19 protein-coding genes are annotated in these 20,842 nt (G+C 48.9%); 4 read left to right on the top strand and 15 right to left on the bottom strand.

Going from position 1 to position 20,842, the window contains the following annotated elements; all coding sequences use genetic code 11:
- Positions 1 to 22 precede the first annotated feature (22 nt).
- From xerC to ACR64Q_RS22415, 10 genes are all read right to left on the bottom strand, one after another.
- Positions 23 to 913: a tyrosine recombinase XerC gene (gene xerC, locus ACR64Q_RS22460; protein WP_313733199.1), complete on the bottom strand. Its 891-nt coding sequence runs from the start codon at positions 911 to 913 to the stop codon at positions 23 to 25.
- A gap of 5 nt (positions 914 to 918) precedes the next feature.
- Entirely contained in the window at positions 919 to 1,608 is a 690-nt protein-coding gene (locus tag ACR64Q_RS22455; protein ID WP_026602998.1) for a DUF484 family protein, read from the bottom strand.
- A complete protein-coding gene (dapF, locus tag ACR64Q_RS22450) occupies positions 1,605 to 2,432 on the bottom strand; it encodes a diaminopimelate epimerase (protein ID WP_313735055.1) in 828 nt (275 codons plus the stop codon). The genes ACR64Q_RS22455 and dapF overlap by 4 nt, the downstream gene beginning before the upstream one ends.
- Before the next feature lie 5 nt (positions 2,433 to 2,437).
- Complete coding sequence (gene lysA / locus ACR64Q_RS22445) at positions 2,438 to 3,688, bottom strand: diaminopimelate decarboxylase (RefSeq protein WP_313733198.1); 1,251 nt, start codon at positions 3,686 to 3,688, stop codon at positions 2,438 to 2,440.
- 3 nt (positions 3,689 to 3,691) lie between these two features.
- Positions 3,692 to 3,817 (bottom strand): LPS translocon maturation chaperone LptM, encoded by a 126-nt coding sequence (gene lptM / locus ACR64Q_RS22440; protein WP_081607937.1) that lies wholly within the window; start codon positions 3,815 to 3,817, stop codon positions 3,692 to 3,694.
- A 141-nt stretch (positions 3,818 to 3,958) separates the two neighbouring features.
- Positions 3,959 to 6,196 carry a type IV pilus secretin PilQ gene (locus tag ACR64Q_RS22435; protein ID WP_313733197.1) on the bottom strand — a complete coding sequence of 746 codons (2,238 nt, stop codon included), beginning with the start codon at positions 6,194 to 6,196 and terminating at the stop codon, positions 3,959 to 3,961.
- 2 nt (positions 6,197 to 6,198) lie between these two features.
- Positions 6,199 to 6,756, bottom strand: coding sequence for a pilus assembly protein PilP (locus tag ACR64Q_RS22430; protein WP_313733196.1), 558 nt, complete (start codon positions 6,754 to 6,756; stop codon positions 6,199 to 6,201).
- Positions 6,753 to 7,379 carry a type IV pilus inner membrane component PilO gene (locus ACR64Q_RS22425; RefSeq protein WP_020483741.1) on the bottom strand — a complete coding sequence of 209 codons (627 nt, stop codon included), beginning with the start codon at positions 7,377 to 7,379 and terminating at the stop codon, positions 6,753 to 6,755. Before ACR64Q_RS22425 ends, ACR64Q_RS22430 begins: the two co-directional genes overlap by 4 nt.
- Positions 7,376 to 7,948 (bottom strand): PilN domain-containing protein, encoded by a 573-nt coding sequence (locus ACR64Q_RS22420; protein ID WP_313733195.1) that lies wholly within the window; start codon positions 7,946 to 7,948, stop codon positions 7,376 to 7,378. The genes ACR64Q_RS22425 and ACR64Q_RS22420 overlap by 4 nt, the downstream gene beginning before the upstream one ends.
- The gene (locus tag ACR64Q_RS22415) at positions 7,948 to 9,009 is read right to left on the bottom strand and encodes a pilus assembly protein PilM (RefSeq protein ID WP_020483743.1); all 1,062 of its coding nucleotides are present in this window, start codon (positions 9,007 to 9,009) and stop codon (positions 7,948 to 7,950) included. The genes ACR64Q_RS22420 and ACR64Q_RS22415 overlap by 1 nt, the downstream gene beginning before the upstream one ends.
- A gap of 212 nt (positions 9,010 to 9,221) precedes the next feature.
- Here ACR64Q_RS22415 and ACR64Q_RS22410 point away from each other — a divergent pair, with 212 nt between their 5' ends.
- Positions 9,222 to 11,585 carry a penicillin-binding protein 1A gene (locus ACR64Q_RS22410; protein ID WP_313733194.1) on the top strand — a complete coding sequence of 788 codons (2,364 nt, stop codon included), beginning with the start codon at positions 9,222 to 9,224 and terminating at the stop codon, positions 11,583 to 11,585.
- Between the two features lie 70 nt (positions 11,586 to 11,655).
- Here ACR64Q_RS22410 and rpmE read toward each other — a convergent pair whose 3' ends face one another.
- The 3 genes from rpmE to nhaD form a co-directional block, all read right to left on the bottom strand.
- Positions 11,656 to 11,856: a 50S ribosomal protein L31 gene (gene rpmE, locus ACR64Q_RS22405; RefSeq protein WP_081607938.1), complete on the bottom strand. Its 201-nt coding sequence runs from the start codon at positions 11,854 to 11,856 to the stop codon at positions 11,656 to 11,658.
- Positions 11,857 to 12,054: 198 nt separating this feature from the next.
- Complete coding sequence (locus ACR64Q_RS22400; protein WP_026602991.1) at positions 12,055 to 13,446, bottom strand: AmpG family muropeptide MFS transporter; 1,392 nt, start codon at positions 13,444 to 13,446, stop codon at positions 12,055 to 12,057.
- A gap of 260 nt (positions 13,447 to 13,706) precedes the next feature.
- On the bottom strand, positions 13,707 to 15,014 hold the full coding sequence (gene nhaD / locus ACR64Q_RS22395) for a sodium:proton antiporter NhaD (RefSeq protein WP_231499692.1): 1,308 nt from the start codon (positions 15,012 to 15,014) through the stop codon (positions 13,707 to 13,709).
- 212 nt (positions 15,015 to 15,226) lie between these two features.
- Between nhaD and ACR64Q_RS22390 the strand changes: the two genes are divergently transcribed.
- On the top strand, positions 15,227 to 16,879 hold the full coding sequence (locus ACR64Q_RS22390; RefSeq protein WP_313733193.1) for a nitrite/sulfite reductase: 1,653 nt from the start codon (positions 15,227 to 15,229) through the stop codon (positions 16,877 to 16,879).
- A complete protein-coding gene (locus ACR64Q_RS22385; RefSeq protein ID WP_313733192.1) occupies positions 16,866 to 17,321 on the top strand; it encodes a DUF934 domain-containing protein in 456 nt (151 codons plus the stop codon). The genes ACR64Q_RS22390 and ACR64Q_RS22385 overlap by 14 nt, the downstream gene beginning before the upstream one ends.
- Positions 17,322 to 17,433: 112 nt before the next feature.
- On the opposite strand, the gene ACR64Q_RS22380 is transcribed toward ACR64Q_RS22385, so the two are convergent.
- Both ACR64Q_RS22380 and ACR64Q_RS22375 read right to left on the bottom strand, forming a co-directional pair.
- Entirely contained in the window at positions 17,434 to 18,798 is a 1,365-nt protein-coding gene (locus ACR64Q_RS22380) for a S41 family peptidase (protein ID WP_313733191.1), read from the bottom strand.
- A 37-nt stretch (positions 18,799 to 18,835) separates the two neighbouring features.
- Positions 18,836 to 20,056 carry a murein hydrolase activator EnvC family protein gene (locus tag ACR64Q_RS22375; protein WP_313733190.1) on the bottom strand — a complete coding sequence of 407 codons (1,221 nt, stop codon included), beginning with the start codon at positions 20,054 to 20,056 and terminating at the stop codon, positions 18,836 to 18,838.
- 390 nt (positions 20,057 to 20,446) lie between these two features.
- Between ACR64Q_RS22375 and ACR64Q_RS22370 the strand changes: the two genes are divergently transcribed.
- Entirely contained in the window at positions 20,447 to 20,758 is a 312-nt protein-coding gene (locus ACR64Q_RS22370) for an ArsR/SmtB family transcription factor (protein ID WP_020483751.1), read from the top strand.
- Positions 20,759 to 20,842 lie beyond the last annotated feature (84 nt).

The raw sequence follows: 20,842 nt of genomic DNA, 5'->3' as shown, positions 1-20,842 counted from the left end.
GAACTTTTTTATCCAACAGCCTTCAACCCTTGCGTGATCGCGGATGTGCTTGATCATATACGGCCGCTAAATGCTGAAAATCCAGGTGCGTGTATATCTGCGTAGTAGATATATTGCTATGCCCTAATAACTCTTGCACAGCCCTAATATCTTTACTAGCTTCAAGCAGATGGCTTGCGAACGAATGTCTTAACATATGCGGATGAAGGTGTTCGGCTATACCGTTTTTTTTACCCCAACGATCCAATCTAAGCTGCACACTTCTTCGAGATAATCGACGACGCTGCAAGGAAACAAACACCGCTTGCCCCCCCTCAGGCCGATTTGTCAGCCAAACCTTAAGCGCATCAAGTGCTTTACTACCAACAGGCAATTGCCTTTGCTTGCCGCCTTTACCAAAACGCACTCTCAAAAAGCCTTCGCTAAGATCAATGTCCGACAAATCAAGCATCACTAACTCGCTCAGTCGCAACCCTGATGAATAGAACAATTCGAACATCGCCAAATCGCGGACTTCCAAAACCGAATCTGGCGTCGCATTTAACATCCCCATCATCTGATCAACATCCAACACATGAGGAAGCCTTTTTGACACTTTAGGCGCCTGCACATGCTGAGCAGGGTTATGCGTCACTTGGTTAGTTTTGAGCAAAAATCGATAAAAACTACGTAGCGCAGCAAGTTCGCGCTGAATCGTCTTGCTTCCTATCCCGTTTTTATGGCGTCCAGCAATATAGTTCCTCACATCGCGATCTTGAACTTGCTGCCAAAGCCTAAGCTCTTGCACATTGCAAAAACTTCGAAAACGCTTTAAATCCCGCTGGTAATTCGTCGACGTATGGTCGGCCACACGCTTTTCCGAAACCAGATAGCAAAAATACAGCTGCAAGGCGTCATCCGCTTCGGCATGCATAACAATCAATCCGTTTGTTGTAGCAATGAAATAAGACGCGTCCCGATAATCTCGCTCATTTGGGTAAGGAATATACTGCCCATACTATAGTGGAATCGCGACTCATCGCGACTACCGATTGCCAACAGCCCATCAAGCTGAGTGAACACCATAGGAATGATTGCACACGAGCGAACTTCCGCAGCCACATCACCAAATAAAAACCTCGCTTGAGGCAAGGTCGGTCGGCCGCATTTCGGCTGGTTTGTGGTTAATTCATTGGAAAAATGCTTCAAATTAGCATCATCCGCCCCGACAAATAGATTACTGATGGGCGATAGCGGTTGCTCTTTAATGATTTTAATGGCCACGAAATCAGTGAAAAAACATTCAGCCAACACCTCGCTTAAATTAGCGACCGCATCCTCCAAAGAATTTGCTTCCAGCATAGCTAAGGTCAACTCATGCATGCGATTGAACGACGCGTCGTTTTCCCGAGCAATATCAATCAATGCGGTTAGTTGATTTTCTTGTTCCTGGTGCTTCGCCCTGAAAATTTCCAGTTGCTTGGAGATTAGCGATATCGCATTTCCGCTGGGGTGAGGGATATGCATCTTCTCCAGCAAATCCAGGTGATTCTGGAAAAACTCAGGGTGGTCTTGCAAATAAGCCTTAACGTGGGCTTCGGTCAATAAGACTTTTGGTTCGCTGCTCATAACTTTATTTGTCCCTCAAAAACCGTGGTAGCCACGCCCGTCATCAGTACAGGATGACCGCTGCCGATCCAACTAATAGTTAGCTCCCCGCCAGGCAATTGAACCTTAACAAGCTGATCCAACAACCCCTGCTCGATACCAGCGACCACGGCGGCACACGCCCCACTACCACAAGCCAAAGTTTCGGCTGCACCGCGCTCGTAAACTCGCAATTTGATGTGCCGGCGATTAACAATTTGCATGAACCCGATATTAGCTCGCTCTGGAAACAGCTCATGAGACTCCAGTCTAGCTCCGATAGTCGAAACAGGCGCGTTCGCCACATCATCGACCTGAATAACTGCATGAGGATTACCCATGGATACCGCGGCGAACTGAACTTCCGCTTCCGCCAACTTCACTTTATACAGCTTGGACTGTTCGGAAACCTTCAGCGGTATCTGCTTAGGCTCAAGCGCGGGAACGCCCATGTCAACGGTGATCAAATCTCCTGCATCGAATCGCAGTGTCAGTTGTCTTGCATCGGTATCGACAATAATTTCGTCATTATTGCTTAAGCCTCTGTCACGCACAAAACGAGCAAAGCAACGCGCACCATTTCCACACTGAGAAACCTCGCTACCGTCAGCATTGAAAATCCGGTATTTAAACTCGGCGTTATCGCTAATCGGCTTTTCCACCAATAACAATTGATCGCAGCCCACGCCAAAATGGCGATCCGCCAAAAATCGAATCTGTGCGGTCGTCAATTGTATTGGCTGGTTTATAGCGTCGATCACGACAAAATCATTTCCCAGCCCGTGCATTTTGGTGAAATTAATTATCATAGCTACTCAGGCAAAAGCTGCTCGCCAATCCACAATTGATCCAGAGTTTCTCGGGCTCGAATAAGATGTGTTTTATCGCCATCCACCATTACCTCCGCCGCTCGAGGCCTTGAGTTATAGTTTGAACTCATCGTAAATCCGTAGGCACCGGCTGAGCGAACCGCTAATAAATCACCTTGTTTTAGCTTCAATGCCCGAGCCTTTCCTAGAAAGTCACCCGTCTCGCAAACTGGCCCAACGATGTCCCATTCCAACTCGGACTGATCACTTTCGGCATTCGCCGGAATGATTGCCTGCCACGCCCCGTATAAAGCCGGTCTGACCAGATCATTCATTGCCGCATCAACAATGGCAAAGTTTTTATTCTCTGTCGGCTTAAGGTATTCCACTCTGGTTAACAATATTCCGGCATTGCCAACGATTGCTCGCCCCGGCTCCAATAAGATTTCGAAGTTTCGCCCATCCAGACGCTGCAGCAACGCCGCGATATATTCAGAAGGTTGCGGGGGACACTCATCGCGATAACAAATACCCAGCCCTCCCCCTAAATCAAGGTGGTGCAATTCAATACCTTCCGCCTGCAGTTCGTCGACCAACGCCAACACCCTGTCCAACGCGTCCAGAAACGGCACGGCTTCCGTTAGCTGGGAGCCGATATGGCAATCAATACCGACTATTTCGATATTCGGCATCTGCGCAGCACGCCGATATTCGTGAATAGCTTGCTTGATATCGATCCCGAATTTATTCTCTTTCAAACCAGTGGAAATATAGGGATGCGTCTTGGCATCAACATCCGGATTGACCCGAAAGGACACGGGAGCGACAACTCCTAGTTCACCGGCTAATCGGTTGATACGATCAAGTTCGCCGCTGACTTCCACATTAAAACAGCGTATACCTATTTTCAGCGCCGCCAGGATTTCGTCCTCGCGTTTACCGACCCCGGAAAACACAATTTTGTCCGGACTGCCACCCGCAGCTAGCACGCGCTGCATTTCTCCAAACGACACGATGTCGAACCCAGATCCCAGTCGTGCTAACAAATTGAGAATAGCAATATTTGAATTTGCTTTTACGGCATAACAAATAAGATGAGGGTGACCGGCAAAGCCTTGATCGAAAGCTTGCCAATGTCTTTCCAAGGTAGCTCGCGAGTAGACATAACAGGGAGTGCCGTAGTTTTCGGCAATTTCGTCAACAGGAATGCTTTCGGCAAACAGTTCATGTTGCCGATAATTAAAAAAATCCATGGCTTATTTATCTTGTTTGGGTACGTAAATTGGCGGCGGGCTATCCGGCATATATAAAGGCCCTGTCTGACCGCAGGCCTGCAACAACAGCGCCCAAAGAACTAGAGTTAAAATATTGTTTGTCGTCATATTCGTAACGATTGTCTGGTGAACGCGGAATATAGCATAGCCGGCGGCTTAAAAGAACGAACACGAGGTGGCCACCCAATCTCGGCAAGCCACAAAAAAAGGGGCATGAAGCCCCTTTTTGCCACTAAGTCAAACGACGCTTCACTTTGCCGTCATAGACTCTTTCACCACTTTAGGCGTGATGAACACCAATAACTCTTTTTTGGTATCGTTTTTTACACTTTTCTTGAACATCCAGCCTATCACCGGCAAATCCGACACCCAAGGCACGGTATTAAACGATTCCTGAACGGTTGACTCGTAAATACCGCCCAACACTACCGTCTCGCCATCTTCAACTTGAACTTTGGTTTTCAACTGCCGGGTATCGATGGGTACGGTAGCATTACCGCCCGTAGCAAGCGGCGTTCCCGGAGAATCTTTTTTGATGTCGAGCAACATGATAACACTGCCGCTTGGCGTAATCTGCGGCGTGACATTCAGCTCCAACACCGCATCGACCAGCTCCGTCACCGGACCTGTTGCCTGGCTTTGGGTTTGATACGGAATCTGTACACCTTGTTTGATTGAAGCTTGCACCATGTCGCTAGTCATTACCCGCGGATTGGATACCAACTCGCCTTTGCCGTCATCCTGCAAGGCACTTATCTCAAGATTCAACAGATAATCCGCGCCGCGCGCCAAAGTCAATGCCAAGGCACCACCACTAGAGGCAGCCAATGCGGACCCCAAATCCGACAAAATTTGAGAATTTTCACTTGTTTCAACACCGGCACCAGTCATCCCATATTGGGTGCCACTATTGACGTCGGCTTTATGAGCCACCCCAAATTTGGTACCCAAGTTCTGCGCAAATGATGTATCAGCTATTACGATCCGCGATTCGATCAATACTTGGCGCACCGGCACGTCCAATAGCTTGATCATTCTTCTTACGTCTTCCATAGCCTTTGCAGTGTCTTTGACAATCAGCGTGTTGGTCCTGGCATCGACAATCGCCGTACCGCGTGGCGACAGCAAGCGCATACTTGCCGAGCCACCGCCTTGACTATTCTGCCCGGCTCCGGACTGTTGCGAGGCTACGGAAGCACCTCCTCCTCCGCCACAACCACCACCTCCGCTCGCGCCTGCCCCCGACTGCCCACCCTGCGAGTTATTACCTACCCCCATTAATACACCGCAAATCTCCCCTGCTTTCGCGTAATTGATTTGAATATTTTCGGTTTTTAACGGCTCCAACTCTTCAAATATTTTTTTCGAATCCAGCTCTTCCTGCTCTATTTTCATGATTTCGGCAACCGGCGCCACCATCACCACATTACCATTCTGTCTTTTTGCCAATCCTTTAGCTTTTAGAATCAATTCCAAAGCCTGATCCCAAGGTACATCGTTCAATCTAAGCGTCACGTTGCCCGCCACAGAATCGGCGGCAATGATATTAAGCTCGGTAAAGTCGGCAAGAATTTGCAGGACCGAACGCACTTCGATATCTTGAAAATTCAATGACAACTTGTTACCGATATACGGGAATTTTTCTTTTTGCTGCGCTTCCTTTTCCGCCGGCGTCAACGGTCGAAACTCAACCGTCAATAGATTATCGGACTGATAGGACGAGTAATCGTAATTACCGTTGTTAGGTGTTATGACGATGTTGACGCTATCACCTCTTGGAGAGGCTTCGATTTTTTGCACGGGTGTCGCAAAGTCCGATACGTCGAAACTTTTAACTAACGACTCCGGCAACCTGGTATTTAGGAAACTTAATACCACTTTACCGCCATTTTGCTTAGCGTCCACGACAGTATTCGCCGCTGATAAACCCAACAACAAGCGTCCCTCACCGTTGGGGCCGCGTCTAAAATCAATACTTTTTATGTTTTGTTCCGGCAAAAACTTACTAATCACCGAATCCTTCGCGGTGGGCGCTTGCTGTACCGCCCGATTTACCGCAGCGACGGCTCCACTAGACCTCAAAACCACATAAAACTTATTGCCCTCTATTTTGGTTTCGTAAGGCACTTTTTCTATCAGATTGATAATAACCCGAGTCCGCCCCGACGCCTCTACTACATAAACCGTACCCGCGGCTCCTTGGTTAATAGGAAAGCTTTTTTTCGCCAAATTACTTTTTACCCCGGCAAAGTCCAAGGCGATTCTAGAAGGATTATCGGTCTGAAAAATTTTTGGCTCCACTATCGGCCCATCCATCTCCAGTTGCACCTGCACTTGGTTTCCGGCCAAGGTGGAAAACTCTAAGTTGTTTATTGCTCCGTCATCAGCGCGCACCAGCGCAACGTGCATAAAACAACCCAGCAACACTGAACACCAGAAACCGAAGCCGGCCGCTTTCCACCCGTTTTTATTTTGTTTAGTACTCATTTCTATAACCCTTTTTCATCGGCCAATGCCAGTGAAGACTGTTGTTCGCGCCAAGTGCCCGGCTTATCAGGTACGATTTCCATTAGCTCTATTTTGTCGTCGAGAATTCGCAGAATCTTGCCGTAATTTTGCCCCATATGATGCCCGACCTGGACCCGATGGATAGTCCCGTCCCTAGCTCTTATCAAGCCCCAATAGCCTTTATCGTTACGTAGCGTTCCAACCATGCGCAGGCTATCAAGCGGATAAGCTTCCAACTCTTCCTTCCGACGCTCTATATCGGGCTTAACACCGTTTATGCCGGAAACGTCGATACTGCTATCGTCATCCTTTCTTTCGATAGACCGAAAAGGATCCCGCAAACCATCGGGTTTAAATATGAATGATTCCACCACTTTAATCTCGGGCAATGGTTCGATAGGAGCCTTGGGGCGGGCTTTTACTTCTTGAATATATTTTGTTAGATCGCTGACATCATCCCCACCGCAACCCGTCATACCGATCAAAAGCAAACTCAATACCGGCAGAGTCGAATACACTTTCACGCTACCGCACCTCATTGACCTCTCCTTTTCTTAGCTGCCGATCCGCCAGCGGCTTGCGCTGTTTCACCCTCGTTATAGGTTTTTATGGTTGCAGTCATGCTCATACCATCTTTGCCTTCTTTACCCAGCGGTGTCATCACCACATCGTGCACCGTCACAATCCTGGGTAGCGAAGCCAAACCACTGACAAACAATCCCAATTCTTCATACTTCCCGACAACATGGATACCAATTGGTAACTCAGAATAAAACTCCCTATTAATTTCGGTGCTGGGTTGAAACAATTTAAACTCTAAGCCACTCGCCAAACCGGTTTGGGAAATATCAACCAACAAGCTGGCCACTTCAGCCTTGGTGGGCATTTGCTTTAACATCTCACCTAGCGACGCTTCGATTTGATCCAGCTGGTCGCGGTAATCCTGGAGGTTGACAGCCTTTTTCTGTTTAACTTCAAACGCGCTTTTCAAACTTTCTTCTTGTTTTTCAAGCACGTCCAATTCATCCAACTGCGGCACCGTCACAAAGTACACGCCAGCAGCCGCTGTTAATACCGAAAAAATAAGTATGACAATGATTTTTAGCGGCGTCGGCCAGCTACCCGCCGAATTGATGTCCCAATTTATTTCAGACAAATTCATTTGACGGCTCCTGGTTGCGGCTTATCGGTCTTCTTACCTTGCTTGGCAGTCATCGTGAAGTCGTTCATCTGGCCGTCTTTCTTGCCTTCACCCTTGATTACAGTAAGCACAGAGGTATTCATCCACGGCGAGTTATCGATAGCCCGCATGTATGCAGACACCCGCGCATTCGATTCCGCTTTTCCGTCCAAAGTCAAAACCGACCCGACTTGGGCAAATTTCGTCAGGTAAATACCATCCGGCGTGGTTTTGGCCAATTCATCGAATAAATGCACGACTTCCGGCCGACTTTCCTGCAACTTCTGGATTACTTCAATTTTGGTCAATAACCGGTTTTTCTTGTCCTCAATTTCCTTGATTTCTTGAATTCGCTTATCCAATATAGCTATTTCGTTTTGCAGAAGCGTGTTTCTGCGGGTCTGGTATTCTTTAATTCCTTCGATATACATAAAGACCACGACCAAAATCAGTGCTGTCACCAAAATACCGGCACCAATACCCGCAACAAAATCCTGCTGCTTTTTTTTACGCAGTTCTTCTCGCCAGGGGAGTAAATTAATTCTTGCCATTAATCGAAACTCCTTAACGCTAAACCGCACGCTATCATCATCGCTGGCGTATCGTTACTCAGACTTTGCGGTTTGACCCGATTAGAAAGCGCCATATTGATGAACGGATTGGCAATGTAAGAAGGGATGCCCAAATCGCGTTCCACCAATTTGTCCAAACCTGCGATTGATGCGCAACCACCGGCAAGTACTAAAGCATCGACGCCGCGATTGGCGCTAGAGGAAACGAAGAATTGCAAAGACCTGGCGATTTGCTGCAGCATGGCTTTTTTGAAGGGTTCCAGCACATCCGTTACGTAATTGTCCGGCAAGCCGCCGTGCTTCTTGGCCAAACCGGCTTCTTCATAAGATAGACCGTAGCGGCGCTGAATCTCTTCGGTTAGCTGTTTTCCGCCGAAGCCCTGTTCCCGGGTATAAACAGTTTTACCTTCATGCAGAATATTCAGAGATGTCATGGTTGCGCCAATGTCGGCGATTGCGACAGTCATATTGCCGGCACCTTCCGGCAATTGATCCGCCAACAACGAAAACGCATTTTCCATCGCAAAAGCTTCCACATCGACGACAACAGCCTTCAGGCCGGCATAAGCCAGCGCGGCCACCCTGTCCTCAATATTTTCCCGCCGAGAAGCCGCCAGCAAAACATCGACCATATCCGGATTATTTTTGGTGATACCCTGAACTTCGAAATCGAGATTGACTTCGTCCAGCGAATAAGGAATGTACTGATCGGCCTCCACCATGATTTGCTCTTCCATGTCCCTATCGGACAAGGAGGCAGGCATCGAAATGATCTTGGTCATCACCGATGAACCCGCAACCGCAACGCTCGCCTGTTTTGCCCGAGTACCGGATTGCTTTACCGCCGCTTTTATTACCGCGCCGATTTGCTCTATATTGGTGATGTTCTTATCGACTATCGCATCCTGAGGTAACGGAGCCACCGAGTAACTTTCTACCCGGTAACGCGCACCAACCCGGCTCAATTCCAACAATTTAACCGCAGCTGTACTAATATCCACACCCAGCACAGCCGACGGATTCCTGCTCAACCAGCTCATGAATGAACCCTTTTTAGATCGAATATGATTGAATTTGGCTCAAGCATGCTCAGACGAGGCTTGCAGAACCCACATGGGCCTGAAGTATAGTAGATTTTTTTATTTTCATCCTCTTAGATAAACCACTTTACAAGTAACTTTAGGTTGTTCCCAAAATCAAAAGGGTTTATTTTGACCGGCAATTTGTATTTTAGCAGTGCGTTTGAATTTCAGTGCCCATTAAGAAAGCCCCCAAACCCAAATCCCTGATCAAGACACTTTTTAAGTGGCTGGCCTTCTGCTCGTTGGCTTTTATCGGCACATTTCTGATTGCTGTTTATTTTTTCCTGCTCGAACTCGACAAGGAGTTGCCGGATATAGACCAGTTACAACACGTTCAATATCAGATGCCGTTGAACATCTACAGCCAAGATAACCTGCTGATCGCTCAGTTTGGCGAGAAGCGCAGAATCCCGACCAGCATCGCGCAAGTGCCACCACAATTGATCAAGGCTTTCATCGCGGCCGAAGATGATCGTTTTTATAAGCATAACGGCGTCGATTTCAAAGGCCTGCTGCGCGCGGTAAGCCAATTAGCCCTCACCGGCAAGAAGCGGCAAGGCGGCAGCACCATCACGATGCAAGTGGCCCGTAATTTCCTGCTCAGCAACGAAAGAACCTACTTACGCAAACTCAAGGAAATCATTCTTGCACTGAAAATTGAGCGGCAATTTTCCAAAGATCAGATTATGGATCTTTATTTAAACAAAATTTACATGGGTCAACGTGCCTATGGTGTAGCAGCAGCCGCACAAACCTATTACGGTAAAGATATTTCCGAGTTAGCCCTACATCAACAAGCGATGATTGCCGGCCTGCCGAAAGCACCATCCATTTACAATCCGATAGCCAATCCGCAGCGCGCCATAGAGCGGCGGAACTACGTGTTGCGCCGAATGCTGGATCTAAACTACATAAGCCAGCACGATTACGAAATTGCTGTGCAAGCAGTTGATAATGCGGAGATTCAGCCGATAAATGTCGAGCTACAGGCGCCATACATCGCGGAAATGGTTAGGCAAGAAGTCATGTCCAAATACGGCGAGACCGCCTATACCTTGGGTTTGAAAATTTTCACCACCGTCCCTAGTCAATTTCAGTTAGCAGCAGAAGACGCTTTGCAAAAAACCCTGCACGAATATGACGAGCGCCACGGCTATCGAGGCTTTCCCCATAAAAATACGCAAAAAAACGGCGCTCAGCTAACCGACAATGTTGTTGGAGATACCCGGCAAGCCCTGATAACGGCAGTAGCCGATTCCGGTGTGACCGCAAAACTCTACGACAACACGCAAATTGCCATAGCCTGGAAAAATATTGAATGGGCAAAACCTTACCCGGAAAAAAATATCGGCACCGCAAAAGCGTTTCTTAAGCCGAACGACATCATCTGGGTTAGAGAACTCGTAAAGGACGAATGGGCGCTCACGCAAATTCCGGACGCCGAAGCTGCTTTTGTAGCGCTCAATCCCAACACCGGCGCAATTTTGGCCTTATGTGGCGGCTTTGATTTTTATCACAGCAAATATAACAGGGCTACTCAGTCCAAACGCCAGCCTGGCTCGGGATTCAAACCTGTTATTTACACAGCCGCATTAGAAAAAGGTTTCACCGCAGCCAGCATTATTAATGACGCACCGATCGTGATCGAGGATCCTTCGCAAGAAAACGACTGGCGCCCGGAAAATTATAGTCGCCGTTATCTGGGCCCGACATCACTGCGGGTTGCGCTCCGGGAATCGATCAATCTGGTTTCAGTGCGCTTGCTGCAGGAAATCGGAATACCCCAGGCAATCGATACGGCCATGCGCTTTGGTTTCGATAAAGAACAATTACCCGGCACACTGTCTCTGGCCTTGGGTAGCGGCTATGCCTCACCATTGCGCATGGCATCGGCCTATGCGGTCTTTGCCAATGGCGGTTTTTTGGTAAAACCCTATCTCATCGAACGAATCGAAGACCACAAAGGCAACTTGTTGTATCAGGCAAACCCACCGCTGGCATGCGCCGATTGTCCGGATCAGGACCCGCCACCGCCAAACCGCGCGCCTCGCGCCATTTCAGCAAAAATCAATTTCCTGGCAAACAGCTTGCTAAGAGATGTTGTACAACGCGGCACGGCAACCCAGGCCAAACAATTGGGCCGTAACGATTTGGCCGGCAAAACGGGCACCACGAACGAGCAAAGAGACGCTTGGTTCAACGGTTTTGCTACGGATATAGTGGCCTCTGCATGGATAGGCTTCGACAATTCATTACCGCTTGGTCACGGCGAGACTGGCGGCAAAGCGGCCTTACCGATGTGGATTAAATTCATAAAGGCCGTACAACAAAACTTCCCGGAAAAGCCATTAGCGCAGCCGAGCGGTATAGTCCAGGCATACATTAATCCGGCGGACGGATTATTGCTCGATCAGGAAGCGAGAGGCGGTATTTGGGAATATTTCAGTGAAGAGACGGTACCAACGGCAAAATCTGCACCTAAATCTGAAGACCCTGCAGAGGAAGAGATTTTTGCTGAAGAAGCGTTATTTTGAAGGTGTTATATAGTTCGGAAGAATCTGGCCGCCAATTGACCGACGGCCGAACAAGACTTCTCGAAAATCTTTATTTCCCGAATTTTTTACGGAATTTATCAACACGACCCGACGTATCAACGACGCGCTGTTTACCGGTATAAAACGGATGGCAAGAAGAACACACCTCAATGTGTAAATCAGAAGCCAGCACAGAACCGGTTTGAAAAGTATTGCCGCACCCGCAGGTGACGGTAATTTGTTTATATTCTGGATGTATTTCTGGTTTCATAGCGCTCACATACCCGTTCCGGGCTACATACTTGATAGAGAACTGCTTATGATACGATCTCGTAAGGCGATCTGCAAGAACTTTGGCTATTCACTTAGGATTCGAGAGTAGCACTGTTATCAGCCATGCTCATCAGCAACGCCAATAAAATCACTACCGCTAGACCAATTGGCTCAAAACCAGGTAAAGACCAGAGTTCTATCGTTTAATATTCTGCACACGCCAAAGCAGCAGCAATAACAGCAGGGGCGGCACCGCAGTCAGACCAGTGGCCACAAACGCGGTAGCATAGGCTCCGAGCAACCCGTAGATCGGAGTGAGCGTTTCAACCGCAATCCCGGAGAATCCTTTCAGAAATTTGCCAAGCAAGGCATAGGTTGAGGACAGCATGGCGTACTGAGTAGCGGTATAGCCCAGACTGGTCAGGCTCGACATATAGATTACTAGGGCCACGCCAGCGAAGGACTGGGCAAAAGCGTCGAGCGTCATGATTGCGGCGAAAATTGCCGTGTCAGCGTTGACGCTGAGCAAGGCGAATGCCGCAGTGCCACAACCCTCAAACACAAGCCCCGCGATCAGTGTTGGTAATAGACCTAGTCGAGCCGCACTGAGACCCGCAGCGGCAATACCGAAAAAAGTGGCAACCAGCCCGAATGAGCCGCGCACCCAAGCCACCGTATCCTTGGAGAGCCCCAGATCGTGATAGTACGGATTGTACATTGGCCCCATCACAAAGTCGGGCAGACGATAGAGCGCCACCATCAGCAGCATAAGCAATCCGGCCACCTTGTGGTTGGCGAAGAAATCGATAAATGGGCCGATGACCGCATTGGCGAGACCGCGCAAGGTCAATAACGGAGGCTTCTGGTGCAGCACCACCTCGGCGCGGACTGGCTCAGAGGCAAACAGGGTTGCCATTGTGCAGAATGCCATCAACATTGCCATGGCAGCGTAGGACATGCTCCACCCGATACGGGCCGCCGCAGCAATGATCAAGGCATCGGTAATGATGAGGGCGACGCGGTATCCGACCTGCGCCGCCGAAGTCATCAAACCCACTTCGTCGGTGTCGGAAGCGGATTCGATTCGCCAAGCGTCGATGGCGATGTCCTGAGTAGCTGACGCGAAGGCCGTCAACAAGGCGAACACACCAATTGCCACCAACCCGCCTGCCGTCCCGACAGTGGCCATGCCAAGCAACCCGATGGCGACCAGAATCTGGCACAGTAGCATCCAACCGCGACGCCGTCCCAGACGCCCCAGCAGCGGCACATCGACATGGTCCACCAGCGGCGACCAGTACACTTTGAAAGCGTAGGCGAAGCCAACCCAGGAGATAAACCCAATGGCAACCAGACTAGTACCATCGTCCCGCAGCCAGTAGCCGAAAGTGTTGGCCGTCAGCAGGAAGGGCAGGCCTGAGGCGAAACCCAGCGCCAGCATGACAGCGACCTTGGGCTGTTTAAGCTCACGCATCACTTCCAGCGCAGAGCGTTTACGGCGCGCGGCGGAGCTAGTCGCGGTTATTGAATGGGCTTCTTGCGACGACTTGTCAGGCAAAGAGGGAGTACCGTTCGTTGGCGTGCTCATGCAGAAACAATACTTTACCCGAGCAAGCTACGTCCGCCAGACCGAAAAAACTAATAGTTAACAGCGAAACCGGTCCATCGACCAGCCAGACAGATAAAGACGAAGAACCCAACGAGAACGGAGGCCGGCCGAAATGCCGAGAAAAGTCTGCTGCACACGCTCTGTGCGAAGCAGAAACAGAGAAAGCGCTACTCCAACTTTTGACAGCCTTTGTCACGCGCTTTCCCTGGTTTTAATACAGCTTTATCAAAATCGACGAATTAACCGTTGATCAGATAGTGAGTAACGATACTCGCCGCATAGCCTGCAGCGATAACTGGCGTCCATTTCAAGTGACTGAAGAAGGTATACTTGTGATTGGATTGCCCCATCAACGCTACGCCTGCCGCAGAACCCACCGAGAACAATGAACCTCCGACACCAGCAGTCAATGTCACCAGCAGCCATTGGTACAAATCCATATCCAGATTCATGTTCAGTACCGCAAACATTACCGGGATGTTATCAACCACCGCAGAAATGATACCCACCAGGATGTTGGCGGTGGTTTGACCCAAGCCGTCATACATTGCACTGGATAACAACTCCAGATAACCGATATAACCCAGGCCGCCTACCGCGAAGACCACACCGAAGAAGAATAACAAGGTATCCCACTCAGCTTCTTTTACGCGGTCAAATACATCAACGCGGGAACCATCTTCCGCAGGAAAGCGAACTTTCAAGTAGTAGCTAAACAGCATCAATATCGACAGACCAAACATCATTCCCATGAATGGTGGCAAATGCAGCAACTGCTTAAAGCTAACAGCCAAACCGATAGTGACGCCAAATAAGCCGCAAACCACCCAGCCACCTGGCTTCAATTCCACGGCTGCTTCATTGGTTGCCAACGGTTGACCGTTTGGAATCGCTTGCGCCATGAAGAATGCAGGCACCACGAAGTTCACAACTGACGGAATAAACAGCTTGAAGAAGTCAAAGAATTCAGCGTAACCAGCCTGCCACACCATCAGAGTAGTGATGTCTCCGAAAGGACAAAACGCACCACCAGCATTGGCCGCGATCACCAAGTTTACAAAGCCGATAGACACGAATTTCTCGTTGTCAGCACCGACCGCCATCACCACAGCCCCGACCAATAACGCGGAAGTCAGGTTGTCGGCAACTGCCGACAGAAAAAATGTAATGATGCCAGTGATCCAGAACAATTGCTTGTAGCCGAATTGTTTTCTGATAAGCCAAGAACGCAACGCTTCGAATACATTGCGTTCCGCCATGGAGTTGATGTATGTCATCGCCACTAGCAAAAACAACATCAATTCGGCATATTCTTTTAAGTCATGTTCGAAAGCCTTGTGTAGCTCCTCACCTGACACACCGGCTTCCTGAGCCAGTATCGCTACATGCCCCCAAATCACAGCTGCGGCGAAAATGACTGGCTTAGATTTACGCAAATGCGTAAATTCTTCGGCCATCACGAAACCATAGGCCACCAAAAAGATCAGAACGGTGTAGATGCCCCGCTCGGTTCCGGTTAAGCCGAGGTTGTGAAACTCTTCAGCCATGGCGATTTCCGGCAAAAACAGCAAGCCGGCCAAAATTAACAGTAAGCGCAACAAGATAGCCCCCTTTATCCTCTATGTTTTAGTCATTATTGAAAGCGGAAAAAACTAACCGGGCATGTTATCACCATACAATATTCTTTGTCATTTAATCCCGGCCAGTATATTATTCAGATACCTAGCAAAATAGTATGTAAACCAAGCATCGCCTTTAAATGTATCAATATAACAAGCAAGATCAAACACTTATCGAGGAGCGCGTCAATGAGTTTCGCGGTCAAACCCAACGCTTTTTAAGCGGCGAACTCGGCCCCGACCAATTCAGAGCCTTACGCCTAATGAACGGCTTGTATGTGCAAACTCATGCGCCCATGCTTCGTGTCGCAGTACCTTACGGACTGCTCTCGTCCAAGCAATTACGCAAGCTGGCATCGGTAGCTCGCGACTATGACAAGGGCTATTGCCACTTCACAACCCGCCAAAACGTCCAATACAACTGGCCAGAGCTTAGCCGGGTACCCGACTTGCTTGCCGAACTGGCGACCGTGCAAATGCACGCCATTCAAACCAGCGGCAACTGCCTGAGAAACACAACCTCCGACCCCTTAGCCGGCATTTGCAAGGACGAAATCGAAGATCCGCGTCCGTATTGCGAGATCATCCGGCAATGGACGACGCTGCATCCGGAATTTGCCTTTTTGCCGCGTAAATTCAAGATCGCAGTTAGCGGCGCCACGCATGACCGCGCAGCCGTGCAGTTCCACGACATTGGAGTGTATCTGGTAAAAAACGAAGCGGATGAAATCGGTTTTAGAATCCTAGCCGGCGGCGGCCTGGGCAGAACGCCCATCATTGGCCAAACCGTTAGACCCTTCCTGGAAAAACAACATCTGCTGTCGTATTTAGAAGCGATTTTAAGGGTCTACAACCTGTTCGGAAGACGAGACAACAAATATAAAGCCCGCATCAAAATCCTGGTCAAGGAAACCGGCCTGGAAAAATTTACCGCCATGGTCGAAAAGGAATGGCTGCGCATCAAAGATGAAATGCTGCTGAGCAATGAACGTATAGAAGAGATGAAAGCGCAGTTTGCACCACCGCCATACGATGCGTCGGCAAGCAACGATAACGCCTTCAACGCGTACTTAGCCGCTGACACCGGCTTTGCAAAATGGGTTAAATACAATACCGTCGAGCATAAAATCGTCGGCTATCGCGGCGTTTACGTTTCGCTAAAAGCCCCTGACTCGCCTCCGGGCGACATGACCGACAAGCAACTCGAAGCTGTAGCCGATTTAGCTGATAAATACAGCTTTGGCGAAATTAGAAGCACTCATAGACAAAACCTGGTCTTAGCCGATGTGAAACAAGCTGACCTGTTTACAGTATGGCAACAATTAGACGCCATCAAATTGGCTACGCCCAACATTGGCACTGTCACCGACATGATCTGCTGCCCAGGCCTGGATTTTTGTTCGCTGGCTAATGCCGGCTCTATCGGTGTAGCGAAAGAACTCAACGAAGCATTGGATGATTTGGATTATATCCACGACATCGGCGACCTTAAAATCAACATGTCCGGCTGCATGAACGGCTGCGCCCATCAAAGTGTCGGCCATATCGGCATTCTCGGCGTCGATAAGCATGGCGAGGAGTGGTATCAAATCACCTTGGGCGGTTCTTCTGAAAACGAAGCGGCAATAGGCGAACGTTTGGGGCCATCGGTTCCCAAGGACCAAATCACTTCTACCATCACAACGATATTAGACGTTTACCTCAAGCAACGCCTTGAAGACGAAGCATTCTTAGAGACCGTCAAACGCGTTGGCCTGGAACCATTTAAAGAAAGAGTTTATGCAAATCATTAAAGATCGACAGTTGGTAGAAAACACCTGGACTTTTATTGCCGACGACAGTCCGCTGCCAGAAAATGGCGACATTACAGTCACATTAGCTCGTTGGCTGGCAGATAAAGAACAACTAATCAAACGTTCCAGCCAAACCGGCGTTCGACTCATCCCGAGCGATCAAATTGAACCGCTGACTGACGACCTGAGTAAAATTGGTGTAATAGAGCTTAATTTTCCGATATTCGGCGATGGCAGACTTTTTTCGCAAGCACGTTTGTTAAGGAGCCGCGACGGTTATCAAGGGGAAATTAGAGCCGTCGGCGATTACCTGCCTGACCAAGTATTTTATTTGGCGCGCGTGGGCGTGAATGCGTTTGAGTTTTCCGATCCCAACCATATCCAAGAGGCCCTGGCAGCCATGAACAATTTCTCGGTACACTATCAGGCATCGACAAACTAAGCCAAAGTCGGCGAATTGTCTTAAACGCCCGACAAGAAACACAAAAAACAGACAATAAAAAACCCGCTTGACGAATATAGCCAAGCGGGTTTTTCTTTGCCCTATATCTGGGTTACTTTTTCATAATGCTGATACCTTTCAGCAGGTTCAACGCTTCATGCAAAGGGTAATCGCGAATTTCCGCGTCTGAGGACTCGTTGGTATCGCCGTCTTTTTCAGACTGATCTTTCGCATCATCTTTATCCTCTTCTTCGGATTTTTTCTCCGGTTTGGCGTTACCGTTAGTCAAGTGGTGCGTCAGATCAGCTTCTTTAATCGACTCGATCTTAGCTTTTTCCAACGACTCGAGCTTAACTCTTGCCAAAGTCACATCAGGCTCAATACCCTGCGCCTGAATGGAGCGACCGGATGGCGTAAAGTAACGGGCAGTGGTCAACTTAACTGCCGCACCATTGCTGGTCGGCAGTATGGTTTGCACCGAACCCTTACCGAAAGACTTTTCGCCCATGATGATGGCTCGTTTGTGATCCTGCAACGCACCCGCAACAATTTCCGACGCGGAAGCCGAGCCGCCATTAATCAGCACCACAATCGGCGCACCGTTGATAATATCGTCAGGCGTGGCACTAAAACGCATTTCTGAGTTTTTGATTCTGCCCTCGGTATACACGATCAAACCGGACTCGATAAACGCATCACTGACATCGACAGCCGCATTCAATACACCGCCCGGGTTGTTACGCAAATCCAACACAATACCTTTCAGCGGGCCTTCGTTTTCTTTTTTCAGTTCGTCGACCGCGTCCACCAAACCTTGACCGGTACCGGATTGAAAACTACTGATTCTCAAGTAACCGTAATTTTTTTCCAGCAGTTTGTTTTTCACACTTTTGACTTTGATGATGTCACGGGTCAACGTAAATTTCAGCGGCGCCTCCTCACCTTCGCGAACAACAGTCAATACGATGTCGCTACCCGGCTCGCCACGCATAATTTTTACCGCATCGGCAAGCGTCATGCCCTTGACCGGCTTATCGTCGAGACGCACGATTAAATCACCCGCCTTGATGCCGGCGCGCTGGGCAGGTGTATCGTCAATCGGCGAAACCACTTTTACGAAGCCGTTTTCCATACCCACTTCAATTCCCAAGCCACCGAACTGACCGGTCGTGCCTTCTTGCAACTCTTTGTATTCTTCGCTAGCCAGATAAGCCGAGTGCGGATCCAGACCGGACAACATGCCGCGAATCGCATCTTCCAACAGCTTTTTGTCAGATACGGGTTCAACATAATCCTGTTTGATACGCCCGAATATCTCGGTAAATGTCCTTAGCTCATCGAAAGGCAAGGCCTGCAAATCATCGACCTTGGTCGAAACCGGTGCTTCCTTTTCCGCCAGGACGCTGCTACACAAACTCAGCGTCGCACCTAAAATAAAACCGACCAATAAAATCAAAATATTTCTGTTTTTTAGCATGTGTTTTAAAACTCCAACAACCTGTTCCTGTAAATGATTAACCCTTGGCCGGCTTACGGCACCATTGCTCGGGATCAATGGGCCGACCTTTTTTCCTGATGCCGAAGTACAACGCCGCATCCGCACGCCCACCGCTACGTCCAACCGAAGCCAGTGTCTCGCCAGCTCTAACATGCTCTCCCACGCTTTTATGCAAACTCTGATTGAATGCATACAAACTCATATACCCCTTACCGTGATCGACAATGATCATCAAACCATAACCCCGCAACCAGTCGGCGTAAACGACTCTACCGGCGTTAACCGCATGAATATCGGCACCTTCGCGTGCGCTAATCACCACACCATCCCAGGTTGTCTCGTAGCGGCGACTGCCGAAACGATCAGTTATCGCACCTTGCACCGGCCAAGGTAGCTTTCCTTGCAACTCGGCAAAAGATAGCCCCGCCGGCTCGCGAACCGGATTGGCTTCGGATTTTTTAGGCGGTTCGGGTTGTTCGGTAGGCTTTTCGCGCTTCTCAATTACGCGCTCCGGCTCAACCGCAGACTCATGGGCTTCATTATCATCAGTTTTCTGTAATGATGCTACCAAGGCCTGCAATTTTTTCTCGTCATGCATCAACCCAGAGAGCTGAACACTTTTCGATGCATAGTCTTGCTGAATGTCGGCAAGCAGTGCTTCTCGCTGTTTTTTCAGCGCCTGCATCGCCTCGGTTTCTTGCTGTTTCTTCTCGAGAGACACTTGCAACAGCTGAGTTTCCGTGTCTTTTTGTGCTTCCAACTGCCGCAAAACTTTGAAATCTTCAGCCATGGCCTGAAGCTTTTGTAAGCGGGCCTTACTGATGTAGTCGTAGTAAACCAACATTCGGCTTGATACCGCCGGATTATGTTGGTTAAGAATCACCTTCAAACCTTCCTTATCGCCGCCCATCGCATAAACCGACTTGATCAGCCCCTCAAGCTCCTTCTCCTGACTACGCATGTCTTTTTGGGTGGCAACGCTTTTATCACGAACTTCCTGCAATGCTTGTTCTTGCTGCCTGATCTCAGCCTTGATGGCTCTCAGACTATTCGCAAGCTCCCCGTATTGCCGCTCTAATTTTTGCAACTGCTCCAACAACCGCGACTTTTCAGCTTCCAGGCTTTTCACATCATCGCCAACTTGCTGAATTTGCGATTGCACCTCTGCCAAACTGCGGGCTTTTACGGAATCGCCCTTAGCGGGCAAAGCCCAGACAATCGCAACCCAAATGAGCAAAAAATAGCTGCCGACACGCATCGACTAGGCAACCAACAATGACCGTCCAGTCATTTCCACGGGTAGCAACAGTAACAGTTTTGATTGGCGGGCCATTTGTTACAGACTCCAAACATTAAATTTGTAGGCGTTAATGAAGATAAAATTTGGCCTCATCAAAAAGCGAGCCCACCCGCACAGCCCCGAGCTATTTTCCTAAGCCTCTAGCCGAGGGTATTGAACAATAAAGCCCACTCTGTTAGATTTGCTCACCTTTTATTGCGTTAGCGCAAGCAATTAAACCTACTTGCACCATAGCGACATTATACCAGCACAAGGATGTCGTCATAGTTCGAAAAGTACCATTGTTCGCTCACTGTTCTTAAACTTAGCCACGATCATCGTTAATAAATGGAAGACAAAAACGATACCATCCACTACGACGACAACGATATTAATCGGGCTGCGCGCTGTTTGAAAGCGATGTCTCATCCGTTGCGCCTAAAAATCCTGTGTGTGCTCGGTAATAATTCGATCAGCGTACAAGACATCGTTGAGCAAGTAGGTACGAGTCAAAGCAATATTTCCCAGCACCTGGCAATCCTGCGAGACAAAGGCATTCTCGATTACAAAAAAGAAGCCAATCGGGTTTACTACTTTATCGACGATGAGCGCGTAATACATCTGATTCAAATGATGCGCAGCGTTTTTTGCGGCACGTAAACAGCATTCCATAACCACTAAAATAAACCACCGCGATGGACCAATATATAGAATTTGCCACCAATCACTATTTGCTAGCATTCT

The sequence above is a fragment of the Methylomonas sp. 2F7 genome (genome assembly GCF_057126975.1).
This window is presented reverse-complemented; position numbering and strand designations above follow the sequence as displayed.